We start from the raw sequence: 13,212 nt of genomic DNA, 5'->3' as shown, positions 1-13,212 counted from the left end.
CGATATGGAAGAAATAAGACAGATCCTTGCAGGACTTGACTGGAGTCCGCTTTTCATTTCAATTAAAACAGGAATTGCAGCAACGATCGTGTCATTCTTCCTGGGAATATGGGCAGCAAGAAAGGTGTTGAAAGCGAAGACGGGTCTCAGGGCTGTGCTGGATGGGATTCTGACACTGCCGCTGGTGCTTCCGCCGACGGTTGCAGGATTTTTCCTGCTGCTCATTTTCAGTACGAGAAGAACCGTTGGATCGTATCTTTATACGACATTTGATATCAAGATCGTACAGTCCTGGGCAGGATGCGTGATCGCGGCAACTGTGATTGCATTTCCACTGATGTACCGGAATGCAAGAGCAGCATTTGAACAGGTGGATGTGAACCTGATCTATGCGGCGCAGACGCTTGGTATGCCGGAGTGGAAGATTTTCTGGAGGGTGATCATGCCGGCGGCAGGCCCTGGAGTTGCATCCGGTACAATTCTTGCATTTGCAAGAGCGCTTGGAGAATACGGTGCGACCTCCATGCTTGCGGGCAATATTCCAGGAAAGACGGCAACCATTTCCCAGAGGATTGCAATGGTCATCCAGGACGGTGATTATCAGACGGCAGGCGTGTGGGTCGGAATTGTAATCCTGATCGCATTCGGAATAGTAGTGCTTATGAATCTGGCATTTGGAAAGGGAATGAAACATACAAAGCAATGGTAGAACTAGAGATAAAAAAACAGTATGAAAAATTCAGGCTGGATGTTGCCTTTAAAAGTGAAAAAAAGCGAATCGGAATCCTGGGCGCTTCCGGATGTGGGAAAAGCCTGACCTTGAAAAGTATTGCCGGGATCGAAAGACCGGAAAAAGGGCGGATCGTGATTGACGGAGTTACCCTTTTTGATGCCGAAAAAAAGATTTTTCTGAAGCCACAAAAAAGGAAAGTCGGTTATCTTTTTCAGAATTATGCGTTGTTTCCGAACATGACCGTGGAGCAGAATATCGGGATTGGATTTACCGGAAACAAAGAAGATAAGCAGAAAATGGTAGAACAGTTGATCCATCATTTCCAGCTGGACGGACTGGAAAAGCTTTATCCGTCAAAGCTTTCCGGCGGACAGCAGCAGAGAACGGCACTGGCACGGATTATGGCATATGAACCGGATGTGATCCTTCTGGATGAACCATTTTCGGCACTGGATGCGTATCTTCGTGAGCGGATGCTGACCGAGCTGATGGAAATGCTGAGTGATTATGAAGGTACGGTGATCATGGTGTCCCACAGCAGGGATGAAATCTACAGCTTCAGTGAAGAGGTTCTGGTAATTGAAGATGGACATGGAATACGCCTGGGGCCGGTAAAAGAAGTATTTAATGCACCGCGCTATAAAACAGCGGCAAGACTTACCGGATGTAAAAATATTGCAGATGTTTACCGGATGGATGCGCAGACGGTGTATGTGAAAGACTGGGATGTGCAGCTGACTTTTAAAAGACGCACTGTGTCGGAGAATGTGAAGGCGATCGGGATCCGAGCTCATGATCTTATTCCGGTGTATGGAACGATATCCGGGGCTATGCTGAAAGTTAAAGAATGGAAAAGTGTGGATTATCCATTTGAACGAAAATATTTTATCCGATGCGAGTCGGGATGTGAGGATTTCTGCTGGTTTGTCCAAAGAGAGATTTCTGCCACTCTGGAAGAAAAAGGAATGCCGGATGCACTCGCATTTCCGGAAGAAAAAGTGCTGTTCCTTGAAGGATAGCGTGACAGATGCTATAATGGACAAATAAGAAAACGGGCAGAAGGTGGCAGCATAAATGCAGAAAGAACAAGACAGGGAAGCGATTTACCGGAGCATTTTCTTCTGTGATATGGATCGGAAGAAGGCGGATGAGATCATTGACCGGTTAGGCGGCAGAACCGTAACCTATGACAAGGGCGAAATCATCATAAGAGAAAGAGAAAAACTGAACAATATCGGAATCCTGCTTGACGGGGGGCTCTGCAAAGTGCAGTATTACCGGGATGGAACCGAACAGCTGGTCCAGAAGCTGGTCAGCTCGTTTGTTGTGGGAGTGGAGATTGCGGTCAGTGAAAAAAAGACGAGTCCTTATGATATTTATGCATCGGAACAGGCGCACATTTTCTGGTTCCCTGTACGGGCGATGGAAGAAGAGGGTGTTCTGGATCTACGTGAGAGGATTGAGTTTTACAAGAAGACGGTTCATTTCCTTGCAAATGAAGATATCCGCAAGTGCAGGAAAATCGAACTGCTGTCAATCAGAGGAATCCGGGAAAGAATCGAGCGGTATCTGAGAGTTCAGCAAAGCCGACACAAAAGCAGTGCATTTGATATTGAATTTAACAGAGAACAGATGGCGAATTATCTGGGAATCAACCGGAGTGTGCTGTCACATGAGTTGAAAAAAATGGAAAAAGAGGGGATTTTGAAGGTCAGAAAGAATCATTTTGAGTTGACTGATAAAGAATAAAACAGAATTTCTGCTGAAAATATCGAAAAGTGGTTGGTTTTTATCAGAATATAGTTTATAATGAAAAAAGGATTAGGCGGCAAGGAGGTTCTTTATGGCATCGTCAAAAAATTATACAGAAGTTTTGATAGGCGGCAAAGTATTTACCCTGAGCGGATTTGAAAGCGAAGATTATCTGCAGAAGGTATCCACTTATCTGAACCATAAAATCGAGGAATGTACAAGCAGCGATGGATACCGCAAGCAGAGTGCGGAAGCCAGAAGTGTGCTTCTTGCTTTAAATATAGCAGATGATTATTTTAAAGCCAAGAAACAGGGCGGCGCATTAGAAAGCGACATCGAGGCAAAAGACAAAGAGATGTACGATTTAAAGCATGAACTGATCTCAGTACAGATCAAGTATGAGAATGCTGAAAAAGCACTGGATAAACTCAAGGCAGAGAACCAGGAACTTCAGATGAAGATCGTACAGCTTGAAACAGAAATGAAAAATCACCGTACAAAATAGACTGTCCTGAGGCAGTCTATTTTTGATACTCCGGTATACAAAGAGAAATGTCTGCAACACAGGGACTTTGTATACAGGTTATTTAAAGATAGAGGAGTTATATGAAAGACAGAGTTGAAATCCTTGCACCGGCAGGGAGTATGGAGTGCCTGAAAGCGGCAATTACAGCAGGAGCTGATGCGGTATATACAGGGGGAGCCCTTTTCGGGGCACGTGCTTATGCACATAACCTGACGGAGGAAGAACTTTTAGAGGCAATTGATTATGTGCATTTGCATGGAAGAAGACTGTATCTGACCGTGAATACACTGATCAAAGACCGTGAGATGGAAAAACAGATGTATGATTATCTGCTCCCTTATTACCGGCAGGGGCTGGATGCGGTGATCGTGCAGGATATTGGACTGTTCCGTTTTATCCGGAAGCATTTTCCAGATCTTCCGATCCACGCAAGTACCCAGATGACGCTTACGGGAGTGGATGGGGCGAAGTTTCTGGAAAAGGAAGGTGCACAGCGGATTGTTACATCCAGAGAACTGAGTATGGCAGAGGTGAAGAAGATTGCCGATGAGACAGAGCTCGAGATTGAAAGCTTTGTACATGGTGCACTCTGCTATTGCTATTCCGGTCAGTGCCTGTTCAGCAGTTTTATCGGCGGCAGAAGTGGCAACCGTGGACAGTGCGCACAGCCGTGCAGACTGCTTTACCGGACACCGGAAGCAAAGAGACCACAGTATCTGCTGAGTCTTAAGGATATCTGTACATTGGAACTGATCCCGGAGATGATCGAGAGCGGGATTTATTCTTTCAAGATTGAAGGCCGGATGAAGAAGCCGGAGTATGCGGCAGCAGTCGCTTTTCAGTACCGGAAATATGCCGATCTTTATCTGAAATATTACGAAGAATGTCCGGCAGAAGAGGATCCGGCAGCGTATGCGATGAAGAAATACCGTGTCCGCGAGGAGGATCGGCAGATGCTGCTGGATCTCTATAACCGTGGCGGTTTCCATACGGGTTATTATCATACACAGAATGGACGGGAGATGATTTCCTTAAACCGTCCGAACCATGCAGGAGTGCCGGCAGTAAAGGTACTTGCTAAAAAAGGCAGAAATGTGACTGCAAAAGCACTGACAGACCTGTATCCGCAGGATATTATTGAACTCCCGATGCGCAAAGGCAGGGAAAAAGCAGATAATTATACCTGTAAGGATGCAGTCAGAAAAGGAATGAATGTGCAGATCCCGGTATTTGCAGATACCCCGTTCAAGAGGGATGAAATCTGGATGCGTACAAGAAACAGCACATTGATTGACACGCTGCGTGAAGAATTTGTAAATGGAAAAATAAAAGAACGGATCTGCGGAACTTTCCGGCTGTATCCGCAGGAAACGGCAACGCTTACGGTGAAGTGCCGGGATGCCGAGATTACGGTTGCCGGTGAAAAAGCACAGGAAGCACTGAGCCAGCCGATGAGCAGAGAGCGGATTGAAAAGCAGCTGCGCAAGACGGGAAATACGGAATTTGAATTTTCCTTTTTAAAGGTCGAGATCGGAGAAAAAGTATTTCTTCCGATGCAGAGCCTGAACGAACTTCGAAGGGAAGCACTGGAGACACTGGAAAAAGTGATCTGTGAGAAATACAGAAGAAGTGGTGAAGTGAAAGATCCGGAAGAAGATACGATAGAGCTTTCAATGGAAGAAGAGGTACTTTCCGGATGGACGGCATCGGTAAGAACCGCAGAACAGATGGAAGTGATTCTGGAAGAAGAAGCAATCGGAAGAATCTATGTGGATTGTACCATGTTCCCTCGCATCTGGGAGAAGGACAGCTATGTGGAGTGGATTACAAAAGTACATGCAGCAGGGAAAGAAATTTATCTGGTCATGCCGTATATTTTCCGGGAAAGAACCCGAAAACAGTATGAAGCTGCATATAACCGGATATTCGAAGCCGGATGGGACGGCATTCTGATCGCCAATTATGAAAGTTTTGCGTTTCTGAAAGAGCATGGTTATACCGGAAGGATTATGACCGATTACAATCTGTATGAATTTAATCAGGAAAGCAGGAAATTCTGGAAGGAAAAGGGAGTTTTTGAATTTACAGCGCCCGTGGAACTGACAGAAAGAGAACTCCAGGATCTCCGGGTAAAGGATGGAGAAGTGATCGTATATGGTTATCTTCCGATGATGGTATCTGCAGGATGTATTCAGAAAACGACCAGAGGATGTCAGAAAAAATCCGGACAGATGACAATAACTGACAGATATCGTAATTCATTTGTGGTAAAAAATGAATGTGATTACTGTTATAATATCCTTTACAATTATGTACCATTATATCTGGGAGACCGGATGGAAGAGGTATATCAGATCGGTCCTGGGCGGATCCGACTGATGTTTACTACTGAAAGGCAGCAGGAGGTAAGGCAGATTTTAAGTGCGTATTTTGAAGGAAAAGAGCTTCCGGAGGGAACGTACACCAGGGGACACTGGAAAAGAGGAATAAAGTAGGTGGAATTTTGATCAATATAATTGTAGAGCTGTCAAAATATCTGATGATAGCCCTAATGCTGGTCTATACATTTGAATGTTTTGCAGTATTTAATTACGCAGATGAGTATACACAGAAAAGTATTTTCAGAAAGCAGAATGTGCTGATGTTTCTGCTTCATATGATTGCATTTCTGGTGATGTATCTGCAGAAAAATGAAACAAAAATGATCGGATTTTACGGGATGCAGGTGGTACTGTTTCTGGCAGTTATTTTGCTGTATACAAAAATTTACCCGCGGGTGTCGCGGCTGGTTGTAAACAATATGTGTATGCTGATGGCAATCGGTTTTATTATGATCACCAGACTTTCGTATTCGCTTGCGGTAAAGCAGTTTCTCATTGTCAGTGCATCCGTAGCGATAAGTCTTGTGATCCCGGTCATCATCCGGAAGGTAAAAGCTCTGTCAGAATGGAAAATATTCTATGCAATTGCAGGTGTTGTAATGCTTGGGGTCGTTATCATTGTAGGACGTGTGACTGGAGGAGCGATGCTGAATGTTGCAATCGGAGGTTTTACCCTTCAGCCATCTGAGCTTGTGAAGATCATTTTTGTATTTTTCGTTGCGGCGAGTCTGAAGACTGATACTTCATTTAAGAATATTGTGATCACAACGGCAGTGGCAGCAATGCATGTGCTGATCTTGGTTGTATCAAAAGACCTTGGTGCGGCGTTGATCATTTTTGCTGTATATCTGGTGATGCTCTATGTGGCAAGCAGACAGCCACTTTATGTACTTGTCGGGCTGATTGCAGGAAGTGGGGCATCAGTTGTGGCATATAAATTATTTAACCACGTCCGTGTGCGTGTACTGGTATGGAAGAATCCATTTACCGTTTACAATGAAGGTGGTTATCAGGTGGCACAATCCTTGATGGCGATCGGCACAGGAAGCTGGTTTGGAATGGGACTTTTTCAAGGGGCGGCAGATCAGATACCTGTTGCAGAGTCAGATTTCATTTTTTCAGCAATTGCGGAGGAAATGGGACTGATTTTTGCACTTTGTCTGATCCTGGTATGTGTCAGTGTTTATATGATGTTTCTGAATATTGCGATGCAGCTTCGGGACAGCTTTTATAAACTGGTGGCACTGGGACTTGGAACCTGTTATATTTTTCAGACATTTCTGACGATCGGAGGTGTGACAAAGTTCATTCCGTCTACCGGAGTGACACTTCCGCTGGTAAGCTACGGTGGAACCTCCGTCCTCAGTACGATCATTATGTTTGCGATCATTCAGGGACTGTATGTATTAAGAGAAGACGAGGAAGAAGACATTGAAAGAAAAAAATTACAGAGAAGACGAACTTCCAGATCTGGATCAGCAGCTGGAGAGCCTGCCAGACGAGAGCGGGTATCACGACCAAAAGAAGAAGGCAGAAGGAAAAAGCCGCAGCAGACGAACGGATGGCGAACCGAAGAAAAAGGCCGAACGCAGCAGCCTAAAAAACGGACAGCGGCGTCCGAAAGAAGCACAGGCAGAAAGAAGCGGAGCCAGTAAGAAAAAAGAGAAGCAGATGACCAATAAAGAACTGACGAGAGTTACTTATATTTTTGTAACACTGTTTTTGGTACTGATGGGATATCTGGTTTATTTTAATGTGGTAAAAAGTAAAGAGGTTGTCAACAGCACGTACAATATCCGTCAGGATCTTCTTGCGGACCGTGTGCTGCGTGGCAGTATTACAGATAAAAATGGAGAAGTGCTTGCACAGACTGTGACAAATGACGATGGATCGGAAACACGGGAATATCCGGAAGGAGAAGTGTTTGCACATGTTGTCGGATATGCCGCAAAAGGAAAATCCGGACTGGAATCCTCACAGAATTTCAATCTTCTGACTTCAAATGCCTTTTTCCTGGAAAAGCTGGCGAATGAATTTAAAGACCAGAAGAATACGGGAGATACGGTGGTCACAACCTTGGATGCGAACCTGCAGAATGCAGCATATAATGCACTGGGAGATAACAAAGGTGCAGTTGTCGTGATGGAGCCAAGTACAGGGAAGATCCTGGCAATGGTATCGAAGCCGTCTTTTGATCCGAATAATGTTTCGGAAAACTGGGATGCACTGAACAATGACGAGAACAGTTCGCTTCTTAACAGGGCTACACTTGGACAGTATACACCGGGGTCGACATTCAAGCTGGTGACAACACTTGCTTTTATGCGGCAGAATCCAGATTATAATAATTATTCGTTTGAATGTAATGGAGAATTTTCACAGAATGGGGCGACGATCCACTGTTATAACAGCACTGCTCATGGGGAAGAGAATCTGACGGATTCGGTTGCAAATTCCTGCAATTCTTCGTTTTCAAATATCGGGCTGCAGCTGGATAAGGCAGAATGGAGAAAGACTGCCAAACAGATGCTGTTTAACAGCAAGCTTCCGGGTGATGTGAAATATAATGAAAGCAGTTTCCGCCTGAAAACAGATGCAGGAGATGCAGATACGATGATGACTGCAATTGGTCAGGGAGAGACACAGGTCAGTCCGTACCATATGGCGATGATCGTTTCGGCGATCGCAAATGGTGGAAAGCTGATGAAGCCGTATCTGGTGGACAAGATTACAAATTATGCAGGCACAACGGTGAAGAAATATATGCCGGAAAGCTACAAAGAGCTTATGACATCATCTGAAGCTGCACAGCTTACGGAATACATGAAGGCGGTTGTGGATTATGGTACCGGAGCTGCGCTTTCAGGTGCGTCTTATACAGTGGCAGGGAAAACCGGAACTGCCGAGGTCAGTGAAGATGGAAATACAGTACATTCCTGGTTTGTCGGATTTTCCAATATGGATAATCCGGAGCTGGCGATCAGCGTTTGTGTCGAGGATGCAGATACAGCGACCATTACTGGTGTCAGTGTCGCAAAGCAGGTGTTTGATTCTTACTATAATAATTAAAGGTCGGGGAGACAGCGCACATGAGGTTTTACAAAAATCTTTATGTCAGTGAGAGCATGGCAAAAAAGAAAGAAAAAGTGATTGCAAAACTGAATAAAAAAAAATATCCGTTGAATACTTATGTGATCGCACTGATCGAAGAAGGGGAAAATCAGCTGGAATTTTATTCGACGTTGATGTTCCGCCAGGGAAGTGTGATCGATGATGATATTTTCGCAGTTGGTCTTGCAAGCGGATATGATGATGCGCTGTATCTGGTAGAAGAGATCGCGAAGGAAGTTTATGAAAAAACAGGGGATCTGGATATCCGGTCCTACATCAGAGAGCAGGAGAGGGAAGAAGCATGATTCTACATATCATTGGATTGATTTTGAAGATTATCGGGATTTTTCTTCTGGTGATTCTTGGAATCCTGCTACTTGTGATCGGTGTCCTTCTCTTTGTACCGCTGAGGTATGAACTGCGTGCCGAGTTTCCGGGGAAGCTGGAAGATGCGGAGGGGAATCTTAAGATTTCATGGCTACTTCATCTGATTGCAGGAAGAGTGGAGTATCGGAACGGCGATGTGAAATGGCAGGGGCGGATTGCCTGGAAGAAGTTGGGAGATGTTCTGGAAGCGGAAGATAAACCGGTGAGAAAGAAGGAGAAAAAGCCGGATGGCGGAAAAAAAGCCGGTGCGGAGAATGCCAGTGAGAGAACGGCAGAAAGAAATGATGCGGCAAATGTAAAGAAGCCGCAGACGCTGCCGGAAAAGAGAGCCGAAAGCGGAACGTATGCAAAGCCAGAGCATGCGGACGTGAAAGATGAGAAGTCCAAAACAGAAACACAGGGAAGTCCTGACACGAAGGTGAAAACATTTTCAGAAAAAAAAGAAGAGAATGCTACACCGGAAAAGGAAAGTGAATCCAGAGAAAAAAAGGATGTTCATGACGAGAGAGGATCCGGAAAGGCTCACAAAACTCCACGAAAGCGGAAGAAACCAGTCAAAGCATTTGGAAAACTGATCCGGAAGCTCAGTCAGAAGCTTCGGGAAATCCTGGAAAAGATCAAATGTACATGGAAGAATTTATGTGATAAAATAAAAAATATCGCAGATAAAAAAGATAAAATTCTGGAGTTCCTGGAACAGGAAAATCATAAAGCAGCTTTTGCACGTGGCAAAAAGGAACTGGTCTGGGTGAAGCATTTTCTGAAGCCGAAAAAGCTTCGCGTAAAACTGCATTTCGGTTTTGAAGATCCTTACCATACCGGACAGGTACTGGCACTTTGTGGAATGTTTTATGCATTTATCGGAGAAAATATGGATCTGGAACCGGATTTTGAAAAGCGGGTACTGGAAGGTTCCGTTTATGTAAAAGGAAGACTAAGAACAGTTCATATGGCAGTATTTGCAGCAAAGATGCTGCTGGATAAGAATATTCGCAGCACTTATCATGATATCAGGGAGTTTAAATGGTAAAGCATTCGATAGAAAATAACAGGAGGAATCGAAAAAATGGCAGTAGATAATCAGTTTAAAGAGACAGTAGATGCATTGTTTAAAGGGATGAACGGCGTGGTATCATCCAAAACCGTTGTAGGAGATGCGATCCACATCGGAGATACGATCATTCTTCCGCTTGTTGATGTATCTTTTGCAATCGGGGCAGGGGCATTTCATGCGGACAAAAAGGACAGAGGAGCCGGCGGACTTGGCGGCAAGATGATTCCAAGTGCAGTGCTTGTGATCCAGAACGGAACAACTAGACTGGTCAACATCAAGAATCAGGATACCATGACCAAGATCCTGGATATGGTCCCGGATGTGATTGACCGTTTTAAATCCCCATCTGAGGATAAAATGACCGAAGAGGATGTGGCAGATCTGTTAAATGAAGCAGATTCTCCGGAAAATCAGGAATAGACGTAGGTTTCTGGCATATATTTATTGTAAAAGAGGAAAAAGCAGGAACGAAGATGAAACGGGTATTTGGTTTTGCACTGTTTTTTGTGGCACTTGGTATGGTGATCATGATGTTTATTCCGAGCATATTTATCGGAATTCTGATCGTTCTGCTGTGCCTCCTTGTCGGATATCAGCTTTTTTGCTGCTGATTTTGAAAAAATATGAGAACCTGTAGGGGAAACCCTGAAAAAAGCCTTGCGTATGCAGGGCTTTTGTGATACAATGCTAGCGTTGCAAAAAAACACGTGTGTGGTTTATCCCGGTGGTGCCAAAGCTGACAAGCATGGTTCGCGGACATAAGCACACGGAAGTAAAAAACCAATGGAGGAAAGAAACATGAGCGTTATTTCAATGAAACAACTTTTAGAAGCAGGTGTTCATTTCGGACATCAGACAAGAAGATGGAACCCTAAGATGGCAGAGTACATCTACACAGAGAGAAATGGTATCTACATCATCGACCTTCAGAAATCTGTAGGAAAAGTAGATGAAGCTTACCAGGCAGTATCTGACATCGCAGCAGAAGGTGGAAAGATCCTTTTCGTAGGAACAAAGAAACAGGCTCAGGATGCAATCAAGACAGAAGCAGAACGTTGCGGAATGTACTATGTTAATGAAAGATGGCTTGGAGGAATGCTTACAAACTTCAAGACAATCCAGAGCAGAATCGCTCGTCTGAAAGAAATCGAAGCTATGTCAGAAGACGGAACATTCGATGTACTGCCGAAGAAAGAAGTTATCGAAATCAAGAAAGAATGGGAAAAGCTTGAAAAGAACCTTGGCGGAATCAAAGAAATGAAGAGAATCCCGGATGCTATCTTTGTAGTAGATCCTAAGAAAGAAAGAATCTGTGTTCAGGAAGCTCACACACTCGGAATCCCGCTGATCGGTATTGCTGATACAAACTGTGATCCGGAAGAACTTGATTATGTAATTCCAGGAAATGATGATGCTATCAGAGCTGTAAAACTTATCGTATCTAAGATGGCTGATGCTGTAATCGAAGCAAACCAGGGCGAAGCAGAAGAAGTTTACGAAGGCGAAGACGTAGAAACAGCTGAAGAAACAACAGAAGAATAATTCGAACAATCCAAAAGATCATATTGAAAGATGGAGGAAAAAATCATGGCAATCACAGCAAGCATGGTAAAAGAATTAAGAGAAATGACAGGCGCTGGTATGATGGACTGCAAAAAAGCTCTGAACGAATCTAACGGAGATATGGATGCAGCAATCGAATACCTCAGAAAGAACGGCGAAGCTAAGGCTGTTAAGAAAGCCGGACGTATCGCAGCTGAAGGTATTGTTATGGCAGACGTTAAAGAAGATAAGACAGCAGCTATCGTAGAAGTTAACTCTGAGACAGACTTCGTTGCTAAGAACGCTGATTTCCAGGCATTCGTAAAAGCAGTTGTTAATCAGGCACTTACTACAAAAGCTACAGATATGGAAGGATTCATGGCTGAAGCTTGGAACGAAGATGCTTCTAAGACAGTTAACGATGCACTTACAGAAAAGATTTCTGTAATCGGAGAAAAGCTCAGCATCAGAAGATTCGAAAAGATCGTTACAGATGGCTGTGTAGTATCTTATATCCACGGTGGCGGACGTATCGGTGTTCTTGTAGAAGCTGATACAGCAGTTGTTAACGATGCTGTTAAAGAAGCTCTGAAAAACGTAGCTATGCAGGTAGCAGCTTTAAATGCTAAGTATGTAAGCCAGGCAGATGTAGATGCTGATTACATCGCACATGAGAAAGAAATTCTTCTTGCTCAGATTATGAACGACCCGAAAGAATCTCAGAAACCGGAAAAGGTTATCCAGGGAATGATTTCCGGACGTATCAACAAAGAGATGAAGGAAATCTGTCTGTTAGATCAGGTATATGTAAAAGCTGAAGATGGAAAACAGTCTGTAGCTAAATACCTTGACGAAGTTGGAAAAGCTAACGGAACAACTATCACTCTGAAGAAATTCGTTCGTTTCGAGACAGGTGAAGGTCTTGAAAAGAAAAATGAAGATTTCGCAGCTGAAGTTGCAGCTCAGATGAACGCATAATCGAACAGTTCACAAAAGAATTTAACGAAAATGGGATTGCTTTGCAATCTCATTTTTGTTATGAGCAAGTAGCAAAGCGGATTGCGAATGTCCTTTTTTTAGACTTCCGAAGACCATTATTTCCGTTTTCCGCACGAGCTTTCCGGTGGGCAGGTACAGCGTCTTGGTATTGCAAGTGCCCTTGTTATCGGACCAAAGCTGATCGTCTGTGATGAACCGGTATCTGCGCTTGACGTATCGATTCAGGCACAGATCCTGAATATGCTGATGCAGCTTCAGAAGGAACTGGGACTCAGCCTTTTATTTATTTCACACGATATCGGTGTTATCCGTTTTATCTCAGATCGTATTGGGGTTATGTATCTGGGAACACTAGTAGAAGAAACCGATACCGAAGAATTGTTTGCAAATCCACTCCATCCGTACACGAAAGGACTTTTTGCTTCTGTGCCGGATCCGTATATTGAGCGGGACGGATTTTCAGAGCTTTCCGGAGAACAGCCGGTCAGAACCGAAGATTTTAAGGGTTGTGCGTTCTCCACACGCTGTCCGAATGCGACAGAAAAATGCAGACAGGAAGCGCCGGTCTTCAGAGAGGTGAAACCGGGGCATAAAGTAGCTTGTCATATGGTAGAAGAATAGAGTATGTAAGAAAACACCGCAGGAAATGGGGGAATCCTGCGGTGTATTTTTTGTGGATGTAGAAGGGGGACGAAGGGCATGGAGGGGAGGTTGTGAGGGTGCGACA

Annotated in this window: 14 protein-coding genes and 1 pseudogene; all 15 read left to right on the top strand. The window is 44.2% G+C overall.

What is annotated here, in order from left to right:
- The first annotated feature begins 4 nt into the window (after nt 1-4).
- The 15 genes and pseudogenes from modB to PGZ10_RS00520 all read left to right on the top strand — a co-directional run bounded on the left by modB (nt 5) and on the right by PGZ10_RS00520 (nt 13,106).
- On the top strand, nt 5-709 hold the full coding sequence (gene modB / locus PGZ10_RS00590; RefSeq protein WP_117556011.1) for a molybdate ABC transporter permease subunit: 705 nt from the start codon (nt 5-7) through the stop codon (nt 707-709).
- Entirely contained in the window at nt 703-1,752 is a 1,050-nt protein-coding gene (locus PGZ10_RS00585; RefSeq protein WP_270540450.1) for a sulfate/molybdate ABC transporter ATP-binding protein, read from the top strand. Before modB ends, PGZ10_RS00585 begins: the two co-directional genes overlap by 7 nt.
- A gap of 55 nt (nt 1,753-1,807) precedes the next feature.
- Nucleotides 1,808-2,482, top strand: coding sequence for a Crp/Fnr family transcriptional regulator (locus PGZ10_RS00580; RefSeq protein WP_117556007.1), 675 nt, complete (start codon nt 1,808-1,810; stop codon nt 2,480-2,482).
- Nucleotides 2,483-2,576: 94 nt separating this feature from the next.
- Nucleotides 2,577-2,990, top strand: a complete 414-nt coding sequence (gene zapA / locus PGZ10_RS00575) for a cell division protein ZapA (RefSeq protein ID WP_008375194.1) — start codon at nt 2,577-2,579, stop codon at nt 2,988-2,990.
- 101 nt (nt 2,991-3,091) lie between these two features.
- Entirely contained in the window at nt 3,092-5,506 is a 2,415-nt protein-coding gene (locus tag PGZ10_RS00570; RefSeq protein WP_270540449.1) for a U32 family peptidase, read from the top strand.
- An 8-nt stretch (nt 5,507-5,514) separates the two neighbouring features.
- A complete protein-coding gene (locus PGZ10_RS00565) occupies nt 5,515-7,047 on the top strand; it encodes an FtsW/RodA/SpoVE family cell cycle protein (RefSeq protein WP_270540448.1) in 1,533 nt (510 codons plus the stop codon).
- A gap of 76 nt (nt 7,048-7,123) precedes the next feature.
- Nucleotides 7,124-8,461 (top strand): peptidoglycan D,D-transpeptidase FtsI family protein, encoded by a 1,338-nt coding sequence (locus PGZ10_RS00560; protein ID WP_270540515.1) that lies wholly within the window; start codon nt 7,124-7,126, stop codon nt 8,459-8,461.
- A gap of 20 nt (nt 8,462-8,481) precedes the next feature.
- A complete protein-coding gene (locus PGZ10_RS00555) occupies nt 8,482-8,808 on the top strand; it encodes a hypothetical protein (protein ID WP_270540447.1) in 327 nt (108 codons plus the stop codon).
- The gene (locus PGZ10_RS00550) at nt 8,805-9,920 is read left to right on the top strand and encodes a DUF2953 domain-containing protein (RefSeq protein WP_270540446.1); all 1,116 of its coding nucleotides are present in this window, start codon (nt 8,805-8,807) and stop codon (nt 9,918-9,920) included. The genes PGZ10_RS00555 and PGZ10_RS00550 overlap by 4 nt, the downstream gene beginning before the upstream one ends.
- A gap of 36 nt (nt 9,921-9,956) precedes the next feature.
- Nucleotides 9,957-10,364, top strand: coding sequence for a GerW family sporulation protein (locus tag PGZ10_RS00545; protein ID WP_055155563.1), 408 nt, complete (start codon nt 9,957-9,959; stop codon nt 10,362-10,364).
- Nucleotides 10,365-10,417: 53 nt separating this feature from the next.
- Nucleotides 10,418-10,555 (top strand): hypothetical protein, encoded by a 138-nt coding sequence (locus PGZ10_RS00540; protein WP_008375213.1) that lies wholly within the window; start codon nt 10,418-10,420, stop codon nt 10,553-10,555.
- A gap of 187 nt (nt 10,556-10,742) precedes the next feature.
- Nucleotides 10,743-11,486, top strand: coding sequence for a 30S ribosomal protein S2 (gene rpsB / locus PGZ10_RS00535; RefSeq protein ID WP_044999249.1), 744 nt, complete (start codon nt 10,743-10,745; stop codon nt 11,484-11,486).
- A 45-nt stretch (nt 11,487-11,531) separates the two neighbouring features.
- Complete coding sequence (gene tsf, locus PGZ10_RS00530) at nt 11,532-12,464, top strand: translation elongation factor Ts (protein WP_044999250.1); 933 nt, start codon at nt 11,532-11,534, stop codon at nt 12,462-12,464.
- A gap of 138 nt (nt 12,465-12,602) precedes the next feature.
- A pseudogene (locus tag PGZ10_RS16710) lies at nt 12,603-12,674 on the top strand (hypothetical protein); the annotation flags it as partial.
- A gap of 51 nt (nt 12,675-12,725) precedes the next feature.
- On the top strand, nt 12,726-13,106 hold the full coding sequence (locus tag PGZ10_RS00520; RefSeq protein WP_270540445.1) for an oligopeptide/dipeptide ABC transporter ATP-binding protein: 381 nt from the start codon (nt 12,726-12,728) through the stop codon (nt 13,104-13,106).
- The last annotated feature ends 106 nt before the right edge of the window (nt 13,107-13,212 follow it).

Origin of the sequence: Coprococcus sp. AF102-57 (assembly GCF_027686195.1) — a bacterium.
In the GTDB taxonomy this organism is placed as follows: Bacteria; Bacillota; Clostridia; order Lachnospirales; family Lachnospiraceae; genus Allocoprococcus; species Allocoprococcus comes.
The sequence above is the reverse complement of the archived record's forward strand: the minus strand, read 5'-3'. Positions and strand labels throughout refer to the sequence as shown.